This window comes from Actinomadura luzonensis, from assembly GCF_022664455.2.
GTDB classification, from domain to species: Bacteria; Actinomycetota; Actinomycetes; order Streptosporangiales; family Streptosporangiaceae; genus Nonomuraea; species Nonomuraea luzonensis.
On record NZ_JAKRKC020000002.1, the window covers coordinates 989,042 to 1,011,994 of the forward strand.

The 22,953-nt window shown below is 73.0% G+C and carries 24 protein-coding genes; 11 read left to right on the plus strand and 13 right to left on the minus strand.

The genetic code is table 11. The annotated features are described in order from the left end of the window. Positions 1-10: 10 nt before the first annotated feature. From MF672_RS34790 to MF672_RS34815, 6 genes are all read left to right on the plus strand, one after another. On the plus strand, positions 11-802 hold the full coding sequence (locus tag MF672_RS34790; protein WP_242381004.1) for an SAM-dependent methyltransferase: 792 nt from the start codon (positions 11-13) through the stop codon (positions 800-802). Between the two features lie 399 nt (positions 803-1,201). Further along, on the plus strand, positions 1,202-2,155 hold the full coding sequence (locus tag MF672_RS34795; RefSeq protein WP_242381003.1) for a methionine ABC transporter ATP-binding protein: 954 nt from the start codon (positions 1,202-1,204) through the stop codon (positions 2,153-2,155). Next, positions 2,152-2,808: a methionine ABC transporter permease gene (locus MF672_RS34800; RefSeq protein ID WP_242381002.1), complete on the plus strand. Its 657-nt coding sequence runs from the start codon at positions 2,152-2,154 to the stop codon at positions 2,806-2,808. Before MF672_RS34795 ends, MF672_RS34800 begins: the two co-directional genes overlap by 4 nt. An 8-nt stretch (positions 2,809-2,816) precedes the next feature. Continuing rightward, complete coding sequence (locus MF672_RS34805) at positions 2,817-3,653, plus strand: MetQ/NlpA family ABC transporter substrate-binding protein (RefSeq protein ID WP_242381001.1); 837 nt, start codon at positions 2,817-2,819, stop codon at positions 3,651-3,653. Positions 3,654-3,716: 63 nt separating this feature from the next. Beyond that, positions 3,717-5,252 (plus strand): AMP-binding protein, encoded by a 1,536-nt coding sequence (locus tag MF672_RS34810; RefSeq protein ID WP_242381000.1) that lies wholly within the window; start codon positions 3,717-3,719, stop codon positions 5,250-5,252. A 335-nt stretch (positions 5,253-5,587) separates the two neighbouring features. Further along, a complete protein-coding gene (locus tag MF672_RS34815) occupies positions 5,588-6,829 on the plus strand; it encodes a S1C family serine protease (protein ID WP_302893328.1) in 1,242 nt (413 codons plus the stop codon). A gap of 68 nt (positions 6,830-6,897) precedes the next feature. On the opposite strand, the gene MF672_RS34820 is transcribed toward MF672_RS34815, so the two are convergent. The 8 genes from MF672_RS34820 to MF672_RS34855 form a co-directional block, all read right to left on the minus strand. Then, on the minus strand, positions 6,898-7,638 hold the full coding sequence (locus tag MF672_RS34820) for an ABC transporter permease (protein WP_242380999.1): 741 nt from the start codon (positions 7,636-7,638) through the stop codon (positions 6,898-6,900). Further along, on the minus strand, positions 7,631-8,521 hold the full coding sequence (locus MF672_RS34825; RefSeq protein ID WP_242380998.1) for an ABC transporter ATP-binding protein: 891 nt from the start codon (positions 8,519-8,521) through the stop codon (positions 7,631-7,633). Before MF672_RS34825 ends, MF672_RS34820 begins: the two co-directional genes overlap by 8 nt. Then, positions 8,518-8,844, minus strand: a complete 327-nt coding sequence (locus tag MF672_RS34830) for a transcriptional regulator (protein ID WP_242380997.1) — start codon at positions 8,842-8,844, stop codon at positions 8,518-8,520. Before MF672_RS34830 ends, MF672_RS34825 begins: the two co-directional genes overlap by 4 nt. Further along, positions 8,841-9,464 carry a hypothetical protein gene (locus tag MF672_RS34835; RefSeq protein WP_242380996.1) on the minus strand — a complete coding sequence of 208 codons (624 nt, stop codon included), beginning with the start codon at positions 9,462-9,464 and terminating at the stop codon, positions 8,841-8,843. The genes MF672_RS34830 and MF672_RS34835 overlap by 4 nt, the downstream gene beginning before the upstream one ends. 82 nt (positions 9,465-9,546) lie before the next feature. Beyond that, complete coding sequence (gene cydC, locus MF672_RS34840) at positions 9,547-11,232, minus strand: thiol reductant ABC exporter subunit CydC (protein WP_247815568.1); 1,686 nt, start codon at positions 11,230-11,232, stop codon at positions 9,547-9,549. Continuing rightward, on the minus strand, positions 11,229-13,016 hold the full coding sequence (gene cydD / locus MF672_RS34845; protein WP_242382724.1) for a thiol reductant ABC exporter subunit CydD: 1,788 nt from the start codon (positions 13,014-13,016) through the stop codon (positions 11,229-11,231). The genes cydC and cydD overlap by 4 nt, the downstream gene beginning before the upstream one ends. Positions 13,017-13,022: 6 nt before the next feature. Continuing rightward, positions 13,023-13,787, minus strand: coding sequence for a cytochrome d ubiquinol oxidase subunit II (locus MF672_RS34850; protein WP_242382726.1), 765 nt, complete (start codon positions 13,785-13,787; stop codon positions 13,023-13,025). Positions 13,788-13,797: 10 nt separating this feature from the next. Further along, a complete protein-coding gene (locus MF672_RS34855; RefSeq protein ID WP_242382728.1) occupies positions 13,798-14,964 on the minus strand; it encodes a cytochrome ubiquinol oxidase subunit I in 1,167 nt (388 codons plus the stop codon). A 97-nt stretch (positions 14,965-15,061) separates the two neighbouring features. Here MF672_RS34855 and MF672_RS34860 point away from each other — a divergent pair, with 97 nt between their 5' ends. Next, complete coding sequence (locus MF672_RS34860) at positions 15,062-15,385, plus strand: helix-turn-helix transcriptional regulator (RefSeq protein ID WP_242382730.1); 324 nt, start codon at positions 15,062-15,064, stop codon at positions 15,383-15,385. 4 nt (positions 15,386-15,389) lie between these two features. Here MF672_RS34860 and MF672_RS34865 read toward each other — a convergent pair whose 3' ends face one another. Then, the gene (locus MF672_RS34865; RefSeq protein ID WP_242382732.1) at positions 15,390-16,058 is read right to left on the minus strand and encodes a permease prefix domain 1-containing protein; all 669 of its coding nucleotides are present in this window, start codon (positions 16,056-16,058) and stop codon (positions 15,390-15,392) included. Between the two features lie 103 nt (positions 16,059-16,161). Here MF672_RS34865 and MF672_RS34870 point away from each other — a divergent pair, with 103 nt between their 5' ends. The 3 genes from MF672_RS34870 to MF672_RS34880 are packed head-to-tail and all read left to right on the plus strand — an operon-like array spanning position 16,162 to position 17,301. Beyond that, positions 16,162-16,515 (plus strand): VOC family protein, encoded by a 354-nt coding sequence (locus MF672_RS34870; RefSeq protein ID WP_242382733.1) that lies wholly within the window; start codon positions 16,162-16,164, stop codon positions 16,513-16,515. Then, positions 16,512-16,877 (plus strand): ArsR/SmtB family transcription factor, encoded by a 366-nt coding sequence (locus MF672_RS34875; RefSeq protein WP_242382734.1) that lies wholly within the window; start codon positions 16,512-16,514, stop codon positions 16,875-16,877. The genes MF672_RS34870 and MF672_RS34875 overlap by 4 nt, the downstream gene beginning before the upstream one ends. Further along, positions 16,852-17,301 carry an SRPBCC family protein gene (locus MF672_RS34880; RefSeq protein WP_242382735.1) on the plus strand — a complete coding sequence of 150 codons (450 nt, stop codon included), beginning with the start codon at positions 16,852-16,854 and terminating at the stop codon, positions 17,299-17,301. Before MF672_RS34875 ends, MF672_RS34880 begins: the two co-directional genes overlap by 26 nt. 16 nt (positions 17,302-17,317) lie before the next feature. On the opposite strand, the gene MF672_RS34885 is transcribed toward MF672_RS34880, so the two are convergent. Then, positions 17,318-18,676: a pentapeptide repeat-containing protein gene (locus MF672_RS34885; protein ID WP_242382737.1), complete on the minus strand. Its 1,359-nt coding sequence runs from the start codon at positions 18,674-18,676 to the stop codon at positions 17,318-17,320. Positions 18,677-18,859: 183 nt separating this feature from the next. On the opposite strand from MF672_RS34885, the gene trxA reads away from it, so the two are divergent. Further along, positions 18,860-19,234 carry a thioredoxin gene (trxA, locus tag MF672_RS34890; protein WP_242382739.1) on the plus strand — a complete coding sequence of 125 codons (375 nt, stop codon included), beginning with the start codon at positions 18,860-18,862 and terminating at the stop codon, positions 19,232-19,234. A 103-nt stretch (positions 19,235-19,337) separates the two neighbouring features. Here trxA and MF672_RS34895 read toward each other — a convergent pair whose 3' ends face one another. From MF672_RS34895 to MF672_RS34905, 3 genes are all read right to left on the minus strand, one after another. Then, positions 19,338-20,105, minus strand: coding sequence for an SAM-dependent methyltransferase (locus MF672_RS34895; protein WP_242382741.1), 768 nt, complete (start codon positions 20,103-20,105; stop codon positions 19,338-19,340). 168 nt (positions 20,106-20,273) lie between these two features. Beyond that, positions 20,274-21,611, minus strand: a complete 1,338-nt coding sequence (locus tag MF672_RS34900; RefSeq protein ID WP_242382742.1) for a class II 3-deoxy-7-phosphoheptulonate synthase — start codon at positions 21,609-21,611, stop codon at positions 20,274-20,276. A 71-nt stretch (positions 21,612-21,682) separates the two neighbouring features. Continuing rightward, entirely contained in the window at positions 21,683-22,900 is a 1,218-nt protein-coding gene (locus MF672_RS34905; protein ID WP_242382744.1) for an FAD-dependent oxidoreductase, read from the minus strand. Positions 22,901-22,953 lie beyond the last annotated feature (53 nt).

Consider the following 22,953-nt stretch of genomic DNA (forward strand, 5'->3'; position numbering starts at 1 on the left):
CGTTGCCGATATGACTGAGCTTCCGGACGTGGCGAGGACGGCGATCGGCGCGGCCCGCCTCCGCGCGCAGGAGAGCGAGCGGCCCGACCGGCTCTTCGACGACCCCTACGCCAAGGCGTTCGCGACGGGCGAGGGACCGGTGCGCGAGCTGTTCGCCGACCATCTCGCCTTCCGCACCCGCTTCTTCGACGACCACCTCCTCGGCGCCGGCCTGAGCCAGGTGGTGCTGGTGGCCGCCGGGCTCGACAGCCGCGCCTACCGGCTGCCCTGGCCGCCCGGCCTGCGGCTGTTCGAGCTGGACCTGCCCGAGCTGCTGGCGTACAAGGACGGCGTGCTCGCCCGGCTGGGCGCCGAGCCGCGGTGCGAGCGCGTCCCCGTGCCCGTGGACCTGCGCGAGGACTGGCCGGCGGCGTTGCGCGCGGCCGGGTTCGACCCGGCGGTCCCGGCCGCCTGGCTGGCCGAGGGGCTGCTCATCTACCTGAGCGCGGCGGAGGCGGGGGAGCTGCTGACCCGGATCGGGGCCCTGGCCGCGCCCGGCAGCAGCCTGGCCTTCGAGCACGACGCCGGCGGCGCCGCCCGCCTGATGGCGGCGGCCCGCACCAGGCCGGCCATGGGCCGGCTGGCCGAGCTGTGGAAGGGCGGCCTCGGCGAGGACGCCCCCGCCTGGCTCGCCGCCCGCGGCTGGCGCCCGCGCACCGTCGGGCGGGCCGAGCTGGCCGAACGCTACGGCCGCCGCTGGGAGGGCGCCGGCGGCTTCCTCACCGCCCTGAGGCAGGGCCCGGCGGGTTCCCCGCCGCTCTGAGGCGGGTGCGGGCGGCTTCCTCGCCGTCCTGAGGCGAGGTCGGCGGCCTTCTCGCCGTCCTGAGGATCGGCCGGCGTGACGGAGATCACGCGAAGGGTGCGGAATAGGGGAATCTTCCCTGACCGTTAGCAACGGCGTGAACGAGGCATACGCGATCGACCACGGCGCCCGCCGGGCCGCCACGTGTTGTCGCATGCGTATGGGGCGAATGCCGGCCCGTTAGACGAGACCCGCCCGCCCGTTCCCCTCGATGTCGAAGGTCACCATGATCGCACCCGCTTTCGTGCTGCGCAGGCTGAGCCACCTGCCGTTCCACCCGGGCACCCGCTGACACCGGCCCCTTCTCCGGTGATGTCCGTCCACGCGGCCCCGGCCGCCCTCAGTCGTGGGGTCCTTCCAATGATCCAGGCTTCCGGCCTGCGCAAACAGTACGGCGACGTCGTCGCGCTCGACGGCGTCGACCTGACCGTGCGCGAAGGCGAGATCTTCGGCGTGCTCGGCCAGAGCGGCGCCGGCAAGAGCACGCTGCTGCGCTGCGTCAACCTGCTCGAACGCCCCGACGCGGGCACCGTCACCGTCGCCGGCCAGGACCTGACCGCGCTCCGTGACGCCGAGCTCAACCGCGCCCGCCGCCGCATCGGCATGATCCACCAGCACTTCGCGCTGCTGTCCTCGCGCACGGTCGCCGGCAACGTGGCCTTCCCCCTGGAGATCATGGGCGTGCCCAAGGCCGAGCGGGAGCGGCGGGTCGGCGAGCTGCTGGAGCTGGTCGGGCTGGAGGGCCGCGGCGGGCACCGCCCGCACCAGCTCTCCGGCGGCCAGAAGCAGCGCGTCGGCATCGCCAGGGCGCTGGCCGGCAACCCGTCGGTGCTGCTGTCGGACGAGGCCACCTCCGCGCTCGACCCGGCCACCACGCAGTCGATCCTGGCCCTGCTCAAGCGGCTCAACGCCGAGCTGGGCCTGACGATCCTGCTCATCACCCACGAGATGAACGTGGTCAAGAGCGTCTGCGACTCGGTCGCCATCATGACGGGCGGCCGCATCGAGGAGTCCGGCACCATCGCCGAGCTGGTCGCGACCCCCGGCTCCCGGCTGACCAGGGAGATCTTCCCGCTGCCCGAGCCGGCCCCGGCCGGTTCGGTGACGCTGACGTTCGCCGGTGACGCGGGCCGGCCCGTGGTGTCGGAGGTCGTGCGCGCGTTCGACGTGGACCTCAGCATCCTGGGCGGCTCGATCGAAGAGCTCGCCGGCGGCTCGGTCGGCCGGCTGCGGATCGCGCTGGAGGGCGCGGAGGCGGAGGCCGCGCTGGCGCACCTGCGCGCGTCCGGCGTGATCGTGGAGGAGGCCGCGTGAGCTGGGAGGAGATGCTGCCGCTGCTGTGGCCGGCGACGGTGGAGACGGCCCAGATGGTGGGCTGGTCCACGCTGTTCACCGTGCTGCTCGGGCTGCCGCTGGGGGTGGCGCTGGTGGTGCTCGACCGGGGCGGGCTGCGGCCGGCGCCCGCCGCGCGGGCGGCGCTGGGGTTCGTGGTCAACGTCGGGCGGTCGCTGCCGTTCATCGTGCTGATGATCGCGATCATCCCGTTCACCCGGCTCGTCGTCGGCACCACCATCGGGACGGCGGCCTTCGTCGTGCCGCTCACCGTCGGGGCGGTGCCGTTCTTCGCCCGCCTGGTGGAGACCGCGCTGCGCGAGGTCGGGACGGACGTCGTGCAGGCCGCCCAGGCCATGGGCGCGAGCCGGGCCGCCATCGTGCGCAAGGTGCTGCTGCCCGAGGCGCTGCCCGGCCTGGTCGCGGGGCTCACCGTGACCGTCGTCGCGCTGATCGGCTACTCCGCCATGGCCGGCACCCTCGGCGGCGGCGGCCTCGGCGACCTGGCCGTCCGCTACGGCTACCAGCGCTTCGAGACGCTGCTGATGATCGTCACCGTCGTGCTGCTGGTCGTCATCGTGCAACTGCTGCAGAGCCTGGGCGACTGGGTCGCCCGGCGCCTATCGCACAAGTAAGGAAAATCATGAGATTTCGCTATATCGCGGGTGCGGTCGCTCTGACCCTGTCGCTCGCCGCATGCGGCACGTCGCAGTCCGCGACGGGCGAGGCCGGCGCCAAGACCGCCGAGTCCGCCGACACCGTGCTCAAGGTGGGCGCCAGCCCCGTGCCGCACGCGGAGATCCTCAACTTCGTCAAGGAGAACCTGGCCCCCGCCGCCGGGATCAAGCTGGAGGTCGTCGAGTTCACCGACTACGTCCAGCCGAACGTGCAGCTCGACGAGGGGCAGCTCACCGCCAACTTCTTCCAGCACAAGCCCTACCTGGACGACTTCAACGCCTCCAAGGGCACCAAGCTGAGCTTCGTCACCCCGGTGCACCTGGAGCCGCTGGGCCTGTACTCCAGGAAGGTCACCGCGCTGTCCGCGCTGGCGAGCGGCGCCACCGTCGCGCTGCCCAACGACGCCACCAACCTCGGCCGGGCGCTCAAGCTGCTCGCCGACAACGGCGTGGTCACGCTCAAGGACGGCGTCGGCACCGCCGCCACCGAGCGCGACGTGACGGGCAACCCGAAGAACCTGCAGTTCAAGCCGCTGGAGGCGGCCCAGCTCCCGCGCTCGCTCGACGACGTGGACGCCGCCGTGATCAACGGCAACTACGCCCTGGAGGCCGGGCTCAAGCCCGCGAGCCAGGCGCTGGCGCTGGAGAAGACCGAGGGCAACCCGTACGTCAACGGCCTGGTCGTGCAGGCCGGCCACGAGAAGGACGCCAACATCGTCACCCTCGGCAAGCTGCTGCGGGACCCGAAGGTCAAGGAGTTCATCCAGCAGAAGTACCAGGGCTCGGTCATCCCCGCGCAGTGACGGCGGGCGGGCGGACCCGTCGCGTGCTGGCGGGCCGCCCGCTTACCGAATATCGTTCGGGTCATGCATCCGGGAGCCATCGCAGCCGTCACCCCCGACAAGCCCGCTGTGATCATGGCGGGCTCCGGACGGATCGTCACCTACCGCGAGCTGGACGAGGAGTCGAACCGGCTGGCGCACCTGTTCCGCGACGCCGGGCTGCGGCCCGGAGACCACGTCGCCTTCATGCTCGCCAACCACCCCCTCTTCCTGGCCGTGGCCTGGGCGGCGCACCGCTCGGGCCTCTACTACACGCCCATCAGCTCCCGGCTGCAGACCGACGAGCTGGCCTACATCGTCGACAACTGCGGCGCCCGCGTCTTCATCTCCAGCGCCGACCTCGCCCCCGTCGCCACCTCGATCACCGGCGCCACGCCAGGGGTCGAGCTGCGCCTGATGATCGACGGCACCGCCGAGGGCTTCCGCTCGTACGAGGAGGCGGTCGCCGACCGGCCCGTCACCCCCGTCGAGGACGAGTGCACCGGCGCCGACATGCTCTACTCCTCCGGCACCACCGGCCGCCCCAAGGGCGTCAAGCTGCCCGCCCCGCACGGGCCGCTGGAGGAGCCGGGCATGTTGTTCAAGCTGATCGAGGCGCTGTTCGCCCCGTCCGCCGACAGCGTGTACCTCTCGCCCGCGCCCCTCTACCACGCCGCGCCGCTGCGCTACTGCATGACCTTCCAGCGCCTCGGCGCCACGGTCGTGGTGATGGAGCGCTTCGACCCCGAGCAGTACCTGGCGCAGGTGGAGCGGCACAGGGTCACGCACTCGCAGCTCGTGCCGACCATGTTCATCAAGATGCTGAAGCTGCCGGAGGAGACCCGGCGCCGCTACGACCTGTCCTCGCTCAGGTACGCCATCCACGCCGCCGCCCCCTGCCCGGTGCCGGTCAAGGAGCAGATGATCGACTGGTGGGGCCCGATCATCCACGAGTACTACGCCGGCACCGAGGGCAACGGCTTCCTCTACGTCGGCCCCGAGGACTGGCTCAAGCACAAGGGCACGGTCGGCCGCTCGCTGCTCGGCGTCGTGCACATCTGTGACGAGAACGGCGACGACCTCCCGCCCGGCGAGCACGGCACCATCTTCTTCGAGAACGGCGGCCGCTTCGAGTACTACGGCGACCCGGCCAAGACCCGCTCCGCGCAGGACCCCAAGGGCCGCGGCTGGACCACCCTCGGCGACATCGGCTACCTGGACGAGGACGGCTTCCTCTACCTGACCGACCGCCGCTCGTACATGATCATCTCCGGCGGGGTGAACATCTACCCGCAGGAGGCCGAGAACGTGCTCTCGGTGCACCCCAAGGTCGCCGACGTGGCCGTCTTCGGGGTGCCGGACGAGGAGATGGGGGAGCAGGTCAAGGCCGTGGTGGAGCCGGTGTCCATGGCGGAGGCGGGGCCCGGGCTGGAGGCCGAGCTGATCGCGTACTGCCGGGACCGGCTGGCCCACTACAAGTGCCCCAGGTCCGTCGACTTCCGGCCCGAGCTGCCCCGGCACCCGACCGGCAAGCTCTACAAGCGGCTGCTCCGCGACGAGTACTGGCCGGCCCGCTCCTGACCTCCCGCCGCCCGGCCGGCTCCTGCCGCACAATGGGATCATGGGGAAGGACAGGATCGACAGGAGCCGGCTCAAGGTCACCAGCCGCGCGCAGATCGCCCGGTTACGCGTCCAGCGCGTCCGGGAGCGGGAGCGGCGCGAGGTCCCGTGACGGCGGGAGATCGCGCGTCGGCCGGACAGGCCCGCGCGAGCACGCTACAATGTGCGGCCGAAGCGGTTGCGACCAGCGCCGATAAGGTCGTCGTCAGCCTTCTCATCGAGTTCTGATCACCGGCTTAACCAGGTCTTACGCGCCCCTTGGCACTCTTGGGTGAGAGAACTCGAGGAGATGACAGATGGACGCGAACGAGCCTCGCGAGCAGGGCACCGGTTGGAGCCAGTTCGGCACCACCCCGCCGGCCGCCGGGGGCTTCCCCCGGCGGGACACGATCATCATGGAGCAGCCGCCCCCGCCGCCCCCCGCGCCGCCGAAGAAGCCCTTCTACGGCGGCAAGGCCGTCGCCGGGCTCGCCCTGGCGGCCGCGGCCATCGGCGGCGGCGTCGTGGGCGGCCTGGTCAGCAACGCGTTCCAGCCCGACCCCGTCTCCGTCACGACCACCACCAACCCCGGCACGCCCAGCCCCGTCTTCAAGACCACCTCCAGCGAGCTGACCGTCGCCCAGGTGGCGGCGAAGGTGCAGCCCAGCGTGGTGATGATCCAGGGGCAGACCGGTGAGGGCTCCGGCGTGGTGCTGTCGGAGGACGGCCTCATCCTGACCAACAACCACGTCGTCGTGGGGGCCGGGCAGGGCGGCGGGCAGATGACGGTCAAGTTCAGCGACGGCAGGACCGCCAAGGCCACCGTGGTCGGCACCGACCCGGCCACCGACCTCGCCGTCATCCGCGCCGAGGGCGTCTCCGGGCTCACCAAGGCCACGCTCGGCAACAGCGACCTGCTCAAGGTCGGCGACGACGTGCTGGCCATCGGCAGCCCGCTCGGCCTGGACGGCTCCGTCACCAAGGGCATCGTCAGCGCGCTCGACCGCACGCTCACCGTCGGCGGCGAGCAGCGCCAGCAGGTGCCGCCCGGCTGGGGCCAGGACCAGCAGACCCCCAGCGAGGAGCCGACGACGATCGGCGGCGCCATCCAGACCGACGCCTCCATCAACCCCGGCAACTCCGGCGGCGCCCTGGTCAACGCGGCCGGCGAGCTCGTCGGCATCAACACCGCCATCGCCTCCGAGGCGGCGGGCGGCGGCGTCGGCTTCGCCATCCCGGTCAACACCGCCAAGCAGGTGTCCGACCAGCTCATCAGCTCCGGCAAGGTCACCCACGCCTTCCTCGGCGTGAGCGTGACGGACGCGACCGGCGACGTCCCCGGCGCCCTGATCAGGGAGATCACCGCCGGAAGCCCCGCCGAGAAGGCCGGTCTGCGGCAGGGCGACGTCATCACCAAAATCAACGACAAGGCGGTTGACGGGGGCGATACGGTTGTCGGACAGGTCAGAGGTTTCAAACCCGGTCAAGCGGTCAAGATCACATATATGAGGGACGGGCAGGCGCACGACGCCACCGTCACCCTCGTCGAGAAGAAATAACAGGACCCCCTCTTGGACGGGTGTGCCGTTGAGATCGCTGCGGACTCGGCGGCACACCCCCCCGATCGTCAGGAGAAGCGCCGGCCCTCGTCGCGCCGGTAGGCCCAGGCCGCGGCCGCCGCGGTGGCGAGCGTCCACACCGCCAGCATGACCAGCGCCACCACGTCCGGGCGGGTGCCCGCGATGGCCCACCAGATCAGCTCGGCCGCGCCCCTGGTCGGCACGTACGGCGAGACGACGTTGATGAAGTCCGGCAGCACCTGCGGCGGCATCAGCAGCCCGCCCACGATCGCCATCGGGAAGAACAGCACCTGCGAGACCGCCATCGCGGCCTTCGACGACAGCGTGAACCCGATGAACAGCCCCATCAGCATGAACGGCACGCTGCCCGCCACCAGCGCGGCCAGCCCGAGCGCCAGCCGCCCCGGCGTGATCGTCGCCTCGGTGAACAGCGCGCCGACCGCGAGCACCGGCAGCACCGACACCAGCATGACGGCCAGGCGCGCCAGCATCCGCCCGGCGAAGCGGGGCAGCGGGCCGGCGGGCAGGGTGCGCAGGTACGGGTTCCACGGCAGCTCGCGATCCTGCGACACCGTCATGGCGAGCCCGATGAGCGCCGACGACATCGCCCCGAAGAACATCAGCCCGCCCGTGGCCGTGGTCGCGAGCGCCGGGTCCTGCCCGGTGAACGGCACCACGAACGCCACCATCGAGATGGCCGGGAACAACGCGCTGGCCAGCAGCCCTATCGGCACCCTGATCTCCTCGAGCAGGAGGTAGCGGGTGTGCGCGGCGACCAGGCTAGACATGGGCGATCTCCTCGGGGTTCGCGGTGAGGGTGAGGAAGGCTTCCTCCAGGGTGGTGGGCCTGATCTCCAGGCCGGAGAACGCGGCGCCGCTCCGCACCAGCTCGACGACCAGCCGGTCGGGGTCGGTGGTGAGCAGGTCCACGCGGCCGTCGTCGTGGCGCTCGGCGCTCAGCACGCCGGGCAGCTCGGGCAGGCCGGCGGCGGTGAGGGACACCTTGCGCACGCCCACCACGTCGCGCACGGCCGCGACCGTGTCGTCGGCCAGCACCCGTCCGTGGCCGACGACCACGACCCGCTCGGCCAGGGCCTCGATCTCCTCCAGGTAGTGGCTGGTCAGCAGCACGGTGCCGCCCTCGTCGTGGAAGGACCTGATGCCGTCCCACAACGTGCGCCGCGCCTCGACGTCGAGGCCGGTCGTGGGCTCGTCCAGGAACACCAGGCGGGGCCGGCCGACGAACGCCAGCGCCACGGCCAGCCGCCGCCGCTGCCCGCCGGACAGGCCGCCGACCTGCCGCCGCGCCAGGTCCTCCAGCCCGAACCTGGCCAGCAGCTCCGCCCGCGCCAGCGGCTCGGGGAAGTGCGCGCGGACGAAGTCGACGATCTCGCCGACGCGTAAGGTCTCGGGCAGCCCGGTCTCCTGCGGCGTGACGCCGATGCCGCGCCGCCGCGCCGGGTCGAGCGGGGAGCCGCCGAGCAGCTCCACCGTGCCCGAGGACGGCCTGCGCAGCCCGGCGAACAGGCTGATCAGCGTGGACTTGCCGGCGCCGTTCGGGCCGAGCAGGCCGACCAGCTCGCCCGCCCGGATGTCGAGCGAGACGCGGTCGAGGGCCAGGACGTCGCCGTAGCGGCGGGTCACCTCGCTGGCTCTGGCGAGGACCGTCATGTCGTTCCTTTCGTCGTGGGGTCGAGCAGGGCGCGGATGGCCCTGGTGTAGTCCTCGAAGGCCAGCCGCCCGCGCCGGGTCAGCGCCACGTACGTGACCGGCGTGCGGCCTCTGTGGGTCTTGGTGATGCGGACGTACTCCGCCTCCTCCAGCTTCGTCAGGTGCACCGACAGGTTGCCCGCCGTCATGCCGAGCAGGTCCTTCAGCGCGCCGAAGGTCATCTCGTCGCCGTCGCCGATGACGTTGAGCGCGGCGACCACCCGCAGCCTGGCCTGCGCGTGGATCACCGGGTCGAGCTCGGGCAGCGCTCCGTCCGCCGTCATGAGCGGCGCCTCCACCACAGGCCCGCGACGATGAACCCGCCGCCCAGCAGCACCGCGGTCAGCAGCGCGTGCCAGCCGGCGCCGAGCAGGACGCCGGCCACGTTGACGACGGCGGCCCAGACGCCGGCCAGGAACATCTGGCGGCTGTACCACAGGGCGCCGCCCACCATGTAGAGCACCGCGACGACGGTCAGCATGGAGCCGCCCCACAGCAGGTGGCTCTCCTCGGGCGGCAGCAGGGGCGCGAGCCGCACGTCGAGGACGGCGGTCACCATGATCCCGGCGAACCACGCCCAGCCGTACATCGAGCCCTTGGCCCGGGTGTCGCCGCGGAGCTGCCGGCTCATGCGGCCGAGGCCGTAGAAGGTCAGGAAGCCCGCGCCGACCTGGGCGATCGTCAGCACCAGCACCGCCTGCTGCTGGCTGATCGGCGCGTATGGCCGCGCGTCCAGGCCGAAGTGCAGGAACAGCGCCGTGAAGCCGATCAGCCAGGCGACGCCCCACGGCAGGTAGAGCAGGAGCGGGTCGACGTAGATGTGCCGGGCCGCGGCGGCCTGCTGCTCCTCGATGACGCGGAGCGTCTCCTCGGGGGTGGGGGCCCGCTCGTCGTCCTCCAGCATGCAAACTCCTCGGTCGTCCAAACTGGTTTGAATCGTAAACCTAATGGCGACGCAAACACAAGCCTGGACGGACGGAAGGGGCTTACCGCCGGGTGAGGACCTCGGACTCCCACAGGTCGCGGTAGTAGCCGGGGACGGCCACCAGCTCGTCGTGCCGGCCCCGCTGCGTGACGCGGCCCTCCTCCAGCACCACGACCTCGTCGACCGTCTCCAGGCCCTTCAGGCGGTGCGTGACCAGGAGCGTCGTGCGGTCGCTGGTGACGTCGAGCAGGTCGGCCATGAGGCGGTCGGCGGTCTCCTCGTCGAGGGCCTCGGCGGGCTCGTCGAGCAGGAGCACCGGCGGGTCGTACAGCAGGGCCCTGGCCAGCGCAAGCCGCTGGAGCTGGCCGCCGGAGACGGTCCTGCCGTCCTCGCCCAGCTCCGCGTCCCAGCCGGTGCGGGCCACCCAGTCGCCGAGGCGGGCGTCGTCCAGGGCCTGGCGCAGCCGCTCGTCGCCGGCGTCGGGGCCGGCCAGGCGGAGGTTGTCGCGCAGGGTGGTGCGGAAGATGTACGGGTCCTGGGTGAGGCCGGTCATGAGCGTGCGCACGTCGTCGCCGGCCAGGTCGCGGACGTCCACGCCGTTGACCGCGACACGCCCGGACTCCGGCTCCACGAGCCGCATCAGCGCCGCGAGCAGCGTGCTCTTGCCCGCGCCGCTCGGCCCGACGACGGCCACCCGCCGGCCGGGGGTCAGCCGCAGCGAGACGCCGTCCAGCGCGGCCCGCGCGCCCGGCTCGGCGGAGTGGCGGACGACCAGGTCCGTCACCTCGACGGTCAGCGGGGACCCCGGCAGGGGCGCGGGGACGGCGGGCTCGGCGACCGCCGGGGTCGCCGCGCGGACCTCGCGCAGGCGGCGCAGCGCCGCCGTGACGCCCGCCAGCCGCTCGCCCGCCGCCGCCAGCGGCAGCACCGGCTCGAACGCGACCAGCGAGGTCAGCGCGAGCACCGCCGTGCCCACCGAGCCGGCCCCCGCGGCCTGGGCGAGCAGCACCACGGCGGCCACGGTCAGGCCCTGGACGAGCGTGCCGCCGGCCAGCGCGGCCGCGTGGACGCGGGTCTGGCGGCGCTCCAGCCCGGCCAGCGCCTCGTCGGCGGCCTCCGCGCGGCGCAGCGCCGCCTCGTCCGCCCCGTACGCGGCCAGGTCCGCCGAGCCGTGCACCAGGTCGGCGACCCGGCCGGCCAGCTCGGCGCGGGCCGGTGCGATCCGCGCCGACCAGCGGCGGGCCGCGGCCGCGGTCGCCGCCGGCAGCGCGAGCCCGGCCAGCGCCAGCCCGGCCACCAGCGAGTCGCCCGCCACCGGCAGCACGGCGAGCCCGATCGCGACGGCGGCCAGCCCGGTCACGGCCGCCGCGGCGGCGGGCAGCAGGCAGCGCACCAGCAGGTCCTGCACCGCCTCGGTGTCGTCCACCATGCGGCTCAGCAGGTCGGCGCCGCCGTGACGGGGCCGCTGCGGCGGGATCAGCGCCTCGTACAGGTCCTCGCGGGTGCCCGCCTGGGCGCGCAGCGCCATGTCGTGGCCGGTGAGGCGTTCGGCGTAGCGGAAGACGCCCTTGCCGGTGGCGAAGGCCCGGGTCGCCACGATCGCCACGCTCAGCGCGGCCAGCGGCGGCTGCTGGGCGGCCCGGGTGATCAGCCAGGCCGCGGCGGCGATGAGGCCGAGCCCGGCCAGGTCCGCCGCCGCGCCCGCCAGCACGGCCCACAGCAGCCGCTTGCCCATGACGCGCCTCATGCCTCGCCCCCGCTCTCGGCCCGCACGGCCCCGCTTTCGGCCCGCACGGCCCCGCTTTCGGCCCGCACGGCCCCGCTCTCGGCCCGCACGGCCCCGGCCTGCTCCGGCTCCGCACCGCCCGGCCCCTCGTCCGGGGGGCCCGCGGTGTCGGCGACGACGCGGCCCGCGTGCAGGCGCACCACCCGGTCCGCCAGGTCGATCATGGCCGGCCGGTGCGCGACGATGATCGCCGTACGGCCCCTCGCCAGCTCGGCGGTCCCCGCCACCACGGCCGCCTCGCTCCGCCCGTCCAGCCGCGCCGTGGGCTCGTCCAGGAGCAGCACGGACGCCCCGGGCCGGCAGAAGGCGCGGGCCAGCGCCACGCGCTGGCGCTGCCCCGCCGACAGGTTCGCGCCCCGCTCGCCCAGCACCGTGCCGAAGCCCCGCGGGAGCGCGTCCACGAAGTCGGCGTGCGCCGCCGCGGCGGCCCGCCGCACGTCCTCGTCGGAGGCGGCCGGCGCGCCGAGGCGGATGTTGTCCGCGACCGACGCCGCGAACAGGTGCGGCCGCTGCGCCACGAACGCCAGCCGGGCCCGCCAGCCGGCCAGGTCCAGCTCGCGCAGGTCGGCGCCGTCCACGAGCACCCGGCCCGCGTCCGGCTCGACGAAGCCGAGCAGCAGGTGCAGCAGCGTGCTCTTGCCCCCGCCGCTCTCGCCCACCAGCGCGACCCGCTCGCCGGGCCGGACGGTCAGCGTGACGTCCTCCAGCGCGGCCGCGTCGCGTCCCGGGTAGCGGACGGTGACGTGCTCCAGCCGGATCTCCGGCGCCCCGGCGGCGGGCACGCCGCCGCGCCCGGCGGGGCGCGGCGGGTCGCCGGCGGTGTCCAGCACGGCGAAGGCCGCGTCGGCCGCCGCCACGCCCTCCATGGACGCGTGGAAGCGCGTCCCCATGGCCCGCAGCGGCAGGTACGCCTCCGGCGCCAGCAGCAGCACCAGCAGCCCGGTCGTGAGGTCCAGCGACCCGCCGAGCAGCCGCAGCCCGATCGGCACCGCCACCAGCGCCAGCGACAACGACGCGCACAGCTCCAGCACCAGCGACGACAGGAACGCCACCCGCAGCGTGCGCATCGTGGCGCTGCGATGGGCGTCGGCCACCTGCCGGATGACGCCGGCCTGGTAGCGGGCCCGGCCGAAGGCGCGCAGCGTGGGCAGCCCGCGCACCACGTCGAGGAAGTGCCCGCCGAGCCGCGCCAGCGCGCGGTACTGGCGCTCGGTGACGGCCTTGGTCGTCATGCCCACCAGGGCGCCGAAGACCGGGATGAGCGGCAGCGTGACCAGCACGATGACCGCGCTGGCGAGGTCGGCGGCGAACAGCCGGACCAGCACGGCCACCGGCACCACCGCGGCGACGGCGATCGACGGCAGGTAGCCGGTCAGGTAGGCGTCGAGGCCGTCGAGCCCGCGCCCGGCCAGCGTGACCAGCTCGCCCGAGCGGTGCGCGGCCAGCCGCCCGGGCCCCAGCTCGCGCAGCCGGGCCAGCAGCCGGTGGCGCAGCGCCGACTTCACGCCGGTGGCGGTGCGGCCCGCGAAGACGCCCTGCGTCCAGGCCAGCAGCGCCCGCACGCCGACGACGGCCGCCAGCGCGCCCAGCGCGGCGGCGGTGAACCGGCCGGACAGCACCCCGGCCAGCAGCTCGGCCTGCGCGAGCACGAGCAGCCCGGCCAGCACGGCCGCCGCCAGCGTGACGGCGAGGTGGCGGCGTACCGACCGCTCGGCCCGCATGAGCCGCAGGAGATCCTTGTGCACGTGCCCTCAGAAGAACGACGGGAGCCGGAAGGCGTCCTTGCCTGGCCGGAAAGTGCGCCATACCCATACTTGCGCGCCCAGCATGATGGGTGCGAACGGCAGGACCATGAGACTGAGCACATTCAACGTAGCCGCCGGCGCTGAGTGCTCGACCAGGTACGGCATCGCCCCCGCCAGCACCCCCGCCGCCGGCAGCGCCGCCGCCGCCCCGGACACCAGCAGCGCCCGCCCCGGCCGGGCCGCCCCGAAGCCGCCGGGGGCCCGCCAGGCCAGGAACGTCCACCCGTGCCAGGCGAACAGCAGCGTCACCACCACGCCCAGCATCAGCCCCACCGGGTTCACCGGCGAGGCGGCGAACCCGGTGGCGGCCGCGTACAGGGCCATGCCCCAGCCGAACGACAGGCCGAGCGAGCCGAACGCGATCAGGCCGTCCCACAGGCCGCGCCAGCGCGGCCCGTCGACCCGCCGGCGGAACCACAGCCCGGCGTCGCGCAGGATCCAGCTCAGCAGCATCGCCACCACGACCGGGTACAGCCCGAACAGCACCTTCCCCTCCAGCGCCGGGTAGGCGCCGAACAACGTCCCGGCCACGGCCACCAGCCACACCTCGTTGGCCAGCACGTACGGGGCGATCGCCGCCACCATGCGGTCGCGCCCCTCCCGGGTGCGTCCCAGCACCGGCAGCAGCAGCCCCACCCCGAGGTCGAAGCCCTCCAGCGCGAAGTAGCCGATCAGCAGCAGCGCGAAGAAGGCGAACCAGACGACGTCCATCACAGTCCTCCTAGAAGCTGAGCGCGGGAGCGCGCGTCTCGCCGGGCGCCCCGGCGCCGAGGTCGAGGTCGCGCGGCCCGCGCCGGATCACCCGCGCGATGAGCACGTAGTCGACGACCGCGAGCAGCCCCAGCACGCCCGCGAACCCGGCCAGCGAGGCGGCCACCATGCCCGGGGTCAGGCCGGGGGACAGGGCGTCGGCGACGGTGAGCCGGCCCCAGATCATCCACGGCTGCCGGCCGACCTCCCTGGCCACCCATCCGGCGATGGCCAGCACGAACGGCAGCGGCGTCATCGCGATCAGCAGCGGGTGCGTCCAGCGCCAGCGCGGCAGCCAGCGGATCACCGGCAGCAGGAAGAGCAGCACGACCAGCCCGAGCAGCTGCCCGATCTCCATCATGAGGGCCAGCCCGAGCGCCGCCCCGGTGTTGTCGAACTTGCCCTCCTGCACCCCGGCGAACTGCGCGTAGCCGAAGCCCATGGTGAACACGATGCCGATCGCGGCCGTCACCACGCCGAGCCGCATCGAGCGGGCGAAGAAGTCCTGGTGCTCGGTGCGCCGCCGCAGCTGGTAGGCGCTGGCGCCGATGAGCACCGTCCCGCCGGTGAACAGCCCGGCCGCCACGACGTGCGGGAAGGAGAAGACCAGCGCCTTGTTGGTCAGCAGGGCGCCGAAGTCCACCAGCTCCAGCCGGCCGCCGCGGGCCACGGCGCCCGCCGGGTTCTGCAGGAAGGAGTTGGCCATCATGATGAAGAAGGCGCTCGCGTACGCGGTCAGCGTCACGAGCCAGATGCACGCCAGGTGCAGCCACCGCGGCAGCCGCCCCCAGCCGAAGATCCACAGCCCGAGGAACGTGGACTCCAGGAAGAACGCCACCAGCGTCTCCATGGCGAGCGGTGCGCCGAACACGTCCCCCGCGTAGTGGGACAGGCCGCTCCACGCCAGCCCGAACTGGAACTCCATCACCAGCCCGGTCACGATGCCGAGCGCGTAGTTGATGACGTAGATCTGCCCCCAGAAGCGGGTCATCGCTTCGTGGCGCGGGCCGCCCGTCAGGGCCCAGCGGGTGTGCATGATCGCCACCAGCGGCGCCATCCCCAGCGTGAGCACGACGAACAGGAAGTGCAGCCCGCCGGTCACCGCGAACTGCGTGCGCGCCAGGTCGAGTACATCCATCACGACTCCGGTCGAGGTCGGTTGTTGTGTCTACCTACATATAGACAGCCTACATGTAGACTAGCTACATGCCGACCAGTTGCCTAAGATCTGAGACATGAATCCGGACGCGCTGCGCGGGCACATGGACGCGCTGCTGCTCTCAGTGCTGGAGCGGGAGCCGCTGCACGGCTACGCCATCATCGAGGCGCTGCAGGAACGCAGCGGGGGCGCGCTCAGCGTGCCGACGGGCACGGTCTACCCGGCGCTGCGCAGGCTGGAGCGCATCGGCCACCTGTCGAGCGAGTGGGCGACCGTGGGCGGGCGCAAGCGCCGCACCTACCGGCTGACGGAGTCGGGCAGGAAGCAGCTCGAAGGGGAGCGGTCGGCCTGGCGCGAGTTCGCCGCCGTGATCGGCGGCGTGCTGCGGCCCGAGACCTGAGCTCTCAGCAGGGGACGACCGTTGTGCGCGTGAGGCGCAGGCAGCGCGACGCCCCGTACATCTGGACGCCCCACAGCGCGGCGGTCACCAGGTTGGCCAGCAGCGCGGGCAGCGCCGCGAGCGTGTTGGGGTGGTCGGCGCCGTAGGTGAGCAGCAGGCCGAGCCCGGCCGTGACCGGCAGCGAGGCCCAGACGACCAGCGCCAGCGACCGGGTGAGCAGGCGGGGGCGGCGGATCCAGCGGGCGCCCCGGCCGAGCGCGAGCAGCACCAGCCCGCCGTAGAGGCCGACGCCGAGCTGGACGGCGTCGAGCAGCCGGGAGACCGGGCCGTACCAGTGGGGCTGGCGCAGCCAGGACGTCTCCGTCGCCGGGTAGATGCGCCACAGCACCGACCACATGAGCACCGTGACGGGCACGCTGATGAACAGCAGCACGCCGAGCCGGCGTCCCGCGGCGCAGGTCAGCTCGGCCTGGTAGCCCGGCGCGACCTCGGCGACCGGGCCGAACTCGGTCACCGCCGCCCGCTCCGCCTCGGCCCGGGGCAGGCCCTCGGCCTCCAGGGCGTCGGCGGTGTCGGTCAGGCTGTCGCGCGCCTCGACGACGAGGTCCCGCTTGGGCCCGGGCGGGCCGGCGAGAGCGCGGTCCAGCTCGGCCACGTAGTCGTCGATGCGCATGATCCTCATTCTACGGAGCGGCGGCTCGCCGGTCACTCCGGGGATCCCCTGATTTCCCGAAACCGGTTGTCATGTAGGAAAAAACCTACGTATAGTGTGCGACATGCTGATTTCCTCCATCGACACCGTCACCGTGCCCGTCGCCGACCAGGAGCGCGCGCTGGAGTTCTACGCCGGCGTGCTCGGGTTCGAGGTGCGCGCCGACAACCCGTTCCCCATGGGCCGCTGGCTCACCGTCGCCCCGAAGGGCGCCGCCACCGCGCTCCTGCTCGCCTCCTGGTTCCCGGACATGGCCCCGATCGGCGGCCTCGTCGTGGCCGCGCCCGACCTCGACGCGCTCGCCGCCCGGCTGCGCGAGCACGGCCTCGCCGCCGACGGCCCGAGCGACCAGCCCTGGGGACGGCAGCTGCTCTTCCACGACCCCTTCGGCAACGGCTTCGTCGCCTCGCAGGCATGAGCGCCGACCACGTCTTCGCCGCTCTGGCCAGCCCCGCCCGGCGCGAGCTGCTGCGCCTGCTGCTGGAGGAGGGCGGCCAGCCCGCCGGCCGGCTGGCCGAGCGGTTCGACATGAGCAGGCCCAGCGTGTCGGAGCACCTGAAGGTGCTCAAGGACGCCGGGCTGGTGGCCGAGACCCGCAAGGGCAGGGAGCGGCGCTACCGGCTGGAGCCGGCGCCGCTCATGGAGGTCCGCGACTGGCTCAGCCCCTACGAACGCTTCTGGCGCGAGCGCCTGAGCGCACTGAACACCCTGCTGGACGAGATGGAGGAGCTGGACGAGATGGAGGACGACGCCGATGCCGGCCCGGAGGAAGACCGATGAGGACCTGCGCGCGATCAGGCTCGACCAGTTCGTCGCGCACCCGCCCGCCAAGGTCTGGCGGGCGCTGACCGAGCCCGACCTGATCGCCAAGTGGCTGATGCCGGGCGACTTCAAGCCGGAGGTCGGGCACCGCTTCACCTTCACCACCACCCCGAGGAAGGCCGTCGGCTTCGACGGCGTCGTGCACTGCGAGGTGCTGGAGCTGGAGCCGGAGCGGCTGGTCAAGCTGAGCTGGAGCGACGGCGGGCGGGCCGACTGGACCGTCACCTGGCGCCTGGAGCCCGAGGGCCGGGGCACCCGGCTCTTCCTCGACCACGAGGGCTTCGACCCGGACGACGAGCTGCAGCAGATGTCGCGCCGGATCATGGGCGGCGGCTGGCGCTCCATGCCGGACCGGATCGCCGAGGTCGCCGCGACGCTCTGACCCCGGGCGGCCCGCGCTACCGGTGGACCACCGCGGCGTGACCGGTCGACGTCCACAACACGGCGACCGCGGCGATGGCGGCCAGCGTGGCGAACCAGCCGACCGTGCGCCCGAGGCGCAGGCCGTAGCCGAACAGCAGCCACGACACCGGCAGCCACCAGTGGTGACCGGCCCGGCGGCGCATCTCCATCGCGGCGAAGGCGAAGTCGGCGGAGGTGGCCCGGTCGCTGGGCCGCAGGCCGGCGTAGAGCACGGCCAGGTTGTCGGGCGTGACGCCGGCCCTGCCGGGGGCGGGCCCGCCGTCCCCGCCAGGCCCGGCGTACCGGTCGTACTCGTCGGCGAGGGCGCTGCGCCGGGAGAACCAGCGCAGCACCGGCCAGCGCAGGCTCACCCGCACCCCGCGCGGCGTGAGCGCGAACGTGCAGTCCTTGACCCGGACACCCGACGGGTGGGTGAGCCCGGCGAAGCGGCACGCCGACAGGTCCAGCCCGTGCAGCGCCAGGTCGGCGGCGTCCACCTGGCGCAGCGAGCTGAGCCCCGACCGGCCCCGGCCGCTCACCACGGCCGGGCCGCGCAGCACCGCGCCCTCCAGGTCGGCCGAGGAGTCGGTCAGCTTGACCGCGGTGGCGCCGGTGACCTCCACGCCGCGCAGGTCGAGGCCGCAGCGCGCCACCGACACGTCCAGCAGGCCGTCGGCGCGGGCGCGGGCCAGCGACAGCCGCGCGGTGGCCGACAGGTACGCGTCGGCCGCGAAGTGCGCCGCCTCGAACCCGGCCGTGCCGCTGACCTTGCGGAAGGACAGGGTGCGGCCGAAGCGCGCGCCGCGGAAGGCCGCCCCGTCGCCGAGCCGGGCGCCGTCGAAGGTGGCGTAGCCGTCGAACCTGGCCCGCTCGCACGACAGCCCGCGCCCGAAGACGGCCTGGCTGAACAGCGCGTCCCTGGACATGACGGCCCGGTCGAGCGAGACGTGGCCGCGCACGGCGACCCCGTGGAAGGACAGCTCGCGGGTGAAGCGGGCCCCGGCCAGCGAGACGTTGCCGTCGAAGCGGGCGCCGAAGAACGAGGCCAGCCGGTCGAACCTGGCCTCGTCGAGCGAGACGTCGCCGGTGAAGGTGACGCCCGACAGGCGGACGTCGCCGGTGAACCTGGCCCGGTCCAGCCGGGTGCGCCCCGGCCGGCCGCCGGCGGCCTCCAGGACCCTGGCCAGCAGGTCGCTGGTGATCGTCGTGCCGCGCAGGTCGAGCAGGCGGCCGGGAGCCAGGCAGGCGAGCGCCTCGGCCAGTTGTTCCGGTGACAGGTGGGCGAGGCAGAGGCCGGACGGCCGGTTAGCGATTCCGGTGCAGGCAGCCGAATACGCGCAGGTGACCCAGTCCATGCACTGCTCATACCCGCGTGCGCCGATGTCAAGGTTCGTCCTTTTATTGTTCTAACCACATTTACCTGGAAATATGCGGTCGAAAACCCTCCTGCCTGGCCTGGGGTGCGCGCATGGAATGCCAGGGACGGGTACGTGGTTGTGTGGGAAGCACAGCCTTCAACACAGAGCGAGGAGCCTTTTGTGGCGACCATCGAAGTAACCGAGAAGAACTTCAACGACATCGCCGACAAGGGGATCGTGCTGCTCGACTTCTGGGCGACCTGGTGCCCGCCGTGCAGGAAGTTCGGGCCGATCTTCGAGCAGGCCTCCGAGCAGCACTCCGACATCACGTTCGGCAAGATCGACACCGACGCCGAGCAGGCGCTCGCGCAGGGTTTCGACATCACCTCGATCCCCACGCTCATGGCCATCCGTGACGGCATCGTGGTCTTCGCCCAGGCCGGCGCCATCCCGGCCCCGGCGCTGGAGGACCTCATCCGGCAGGTCCGCGCCCTTGACATGGACGCCATCCGGGCCGAGCTCAGCGAGGAGCTGAAGAAGGCCGAGCAGAACTGACGCCGTCGGCGAGAACGAGAAAGCCCCGCCCTGAGGCGGGGCTTTTCCTGTGCGGCGCCGGGCCGGTTGCGGCGGCGGGCCGATCAGAGGCGTGCCGGGCCGGTCAGGGCTTGCGGCCGACGCCCACGTAGCCGAAGTCGACGCCGTTGCCCGGCGCCATCGGGTCGTCGGGACGCCAGCCCGCCGGGTACGTCAGCCCCGGCTCGACCAGCTCGTAACCTTCGAAGAAGCGCAGGACGCCGTCGCGGTCGCGCAGGTTGAGCGCGGCCGTGGCCTTGCGGTAGATCTCCAGCGCCTGCTCCGTGGTGTCCGGCGTGGCGTCCACGGCGTGGCTGATCACCAGGTGGCTGCCCGGGACGCTCGCCTCGCGCAGCTTCGCCACCACGTCGTAGGCCGGCTCGTCGGGGATGAAGTGCAGGATCGCCAGCGCCAGGAACGCCACTGGCTGCTTGAAGTCGACCAGCCCGGCGAGCTTGTCGAGCAGCGCGTCGGCCTCGCGCACGTCGGCCTGGAGGAAGTCGACGTTGTCCTTCCTGGCCAGCAGCGCCCGCCCGTGCACGCACACGACCGAGTCGTAGTCCACGTAGACGACGCGGGCCTCGGGGGCGATCTCATGGGTGTTGCCCTGGGTGGGCAGGCCGGCGCCCAGGTCGACGATCTGCCGCACGCCCTGGTCCACGAGATGACGGACCGCGCGGCGCAGGAACGCCCGGTTGGCGCGGGCCCCCTCCTTGGTGTGCGGGAAGTTCTTCAGGATCTGTTCCGCGGCCGCCCGGTCCGCCGCGAAGTTGTCCTTGCCGTCGAGGTAGTAGTCGTACATGCGCGCGACGTTGGGGACGTTGGGGTCCACCCCCTCCGGGGCACTGTCCACGATTGCTCCCATGCTTTCGCCTCTTTCGGGGCGATCATAGCCGCGCGGCCCCGTGGTCCACTCGAATATCGTTCGGCAACAGGGGGCAGTGAGACGTAGATCACCCTTGACCCGGCGCCCCGGCGGCGGCCCGGACCGGGCCCGCCGCCGGGGGAGTGAGCGCCCGGGTCAGCCGCGGTAGAGCTCCGCGACGCGGAAGGCGAGGTCGAGGGACTGGCTGCGGTTGAGGCGGGGGTCGCAGGCCGTCTCGTAGCGGGTGGCGAGGTCGGTCTCGACGATGCCGTGGCCACCGCCCACGCACTCGGTGACGTCGTCGCCGGTGAACTCGATGTGGATGCCGCCCGGGTGGGTGCCGAGCGAGCGGTGCACCTCGAAGAAGCCCGCCACCTCGTCGAGCACGTCGTCGAGCCGCCGCGTCTTGTGCCCGCTCGGCGCCTCGAACGTGTTGCCGTGCATCGGGTCGCAGATCCACGCCACCTGCGCCCCGGCCGCCGTGACCTCCTTGACCAGCGCGGGCAGGTGCTCGCGGATCTTGGTGGCGCCCATCCGGGTGATGAACGTGAGCCGCCCCGGCTCGTTGGCCGGGTTGAGCCGCTCGACCAGCGCCAGGGCCTCCTGCGGCGTCGTCGTCGGCCCGAGCTTGACGCCGATGGGGTTGCGGATGCGGGCGAAGAAGTCGACGTGCGCGCCGTCGAGCTGCCGGGTGCGCTCGCCGATCCAGACCATGTGCGCCGACACGTCGTACGGCAGCCCCGTGCGCGAGTCGATGCGGGTGAGCGCCCGGTCGTAGTCGAGGATCAGCGCCTCGTGCGAGGAGTAGAACTCGACCGTGTGGAACTCCTCCGGGTCGGCCCCGCAGGCCCGCATGAAGGCCAGCGCCTGGTCGATCTCCCTGGCCAGCTGCTCGTAGCGGCGGCCGGCCGGCGAGCCGGCCACGAAGTCCTGGTTCCAGGCGTGCACCTGCCGCAGGTCGGCGTAGCCGCCCTTGGTGAAGGCGCGCGCCAGGTTGAGCGTCACGGCCGAGGAGTGGTACGCCTTGAGCAGCCGCCACGGATCGGGCCTGCGGGACTCGGCGGTGAAGTCGAAGCCGTTGACCATGTCGCCGCGGTAGGCGGGCAGCTCGACGCCGTCGCGCACCTCCGTCGGCTTGGAGCGCGGCTTGGCGAACTGCCCGGCCACGCGGCCGATCTTGACGACCGGCACCTTGCCCGCGTAGGTCAGCACGATCGCCATCTGCAGCAACGTCTTCAGCTTGTTGCGGACGTTGTCGGCGGTCGCGCCGGAGAAGGTCTCGGCGCAGTCGCCGCCCTGCAGGACGAACGCCTCGCCGCGGGCGACGGCGGCCAGCTGGTCCTTCAGCTGGTCGCACTCGCCGGCGAACACCAAGGGAGGCAGGCCGCCGAGCTCGGCGACGACCTTGTCGAGCTCGCTGCGATCGGGCCAGTCGGGCTGCTGGGCCGCGGGGAGGGCTCGCCAGGAATCGAGATCCAGTAGATTGCTGCTCACGAGATACGAGGGTATTCCACGGAGCCGGTCGCTACCGACCCTGTTGTCCACGTTTTGGCCATCGCCTTGGCTCAGCGTTCGCCGGGCGCGGGCGCGACCTCCGGGGTCTCCACGTGCTCGGGCCGCACCCCCATCCCGACCAGGCGCGGCGCCAGCCGGTTGAGCAGCGGCACCCGCGTCACGTCGCGCGGCAGGGCGGAGGCGTCGAACCGGCCGCCCAGGGCCCGCCTGATGAGCAGGCGCTGGGCCACCCGCTGGGCCGTCTGCGTGATCACCGTGGCCGGCATGCGCCGCCGCTGCAGCCGGTGCAGCAGCGACTCGGGGATCGGCGCGCCGGCCCTCAGCGGGGCGGCGAGCAGGTTGGCGGTGGCCACCGCGTCCTGGACGGCGAGGTTGATCCCGACCCCGAACACCGGCGACATCGCGTGCGCGGCGTCGCCGATGCACAGGAAGCCGGGCCGGTGCCAGCGGCGCAGCCGGTCGACGGCCACGGTGAGCACGCTGACGTCGTCGTAGCCCTGGAGCTGCCCGACGCGGCCGGCGAGGAAGGGCAGCAGCCGCGCGACGGGCCGGCGCAGCGCCTCGATGCCGGCGGCCGTCAGCCGGTCGTAGCCGCCCTTAGGGATGAGGTAGGCGAGCTGCCAGTAGTCGACCCGGTTGATGCCGACCATCATGTGGCCGGGGGAGACGCGCAGGAACGTGTCCTCGGGGTCGCCGTCCGCGAAGGGCAGCCGGAACCACACCACGTCCATCGGCGCGCCCAGCTCCTTGGGGGCCAGGCCGGCCCGGCGGCGCAGCGCCGAGTGCCGGCCGTCGGCGGCCACCGTCAGGTCGGCGCGCAGCTCGTGCTCGCCGGAGTCGTCGCGGTAGCGCAGCCCGCGCACCGCGCCGCCCTCGCGGATCAGGTCGTACGCCTCGGCCCGCATCAGCAGCCGGAAGCCGGGGTAGCGGGCGGCCGCCGACGTGACGATGTTCAGGAAGTCCCACTGCGGGACGAAGGCGATGTAGTCGTAGGGCGGCGGCAGCCGGCGCAGGGACGCCAGCCTGATCGTGCCCTGGTCGGTGCGCAGCCCGAGGTCGCGCACCTTGCGGTGGGGCAGTTTCAGCAGCTCGCCGGCGAGCCCCAGCTCGTCGAGCACGCGCAGGGTCGAGGGGTGGATCGTGTCGCCGCGGAAGTCCCGCAGGAAGTCGGCGTGCTTCTCCAGGAGCGTGACCGGCACGCCCGCTCTGGCCAGCAGCAGGGCGAGCATCGCGCCCGCCGGGCCGCCGCCCGCTATCACGCATGTCATAATTCATCACCCGATGAGATTGTCGCAACGCCGGCGCGAAGAAGCAAGGGCCC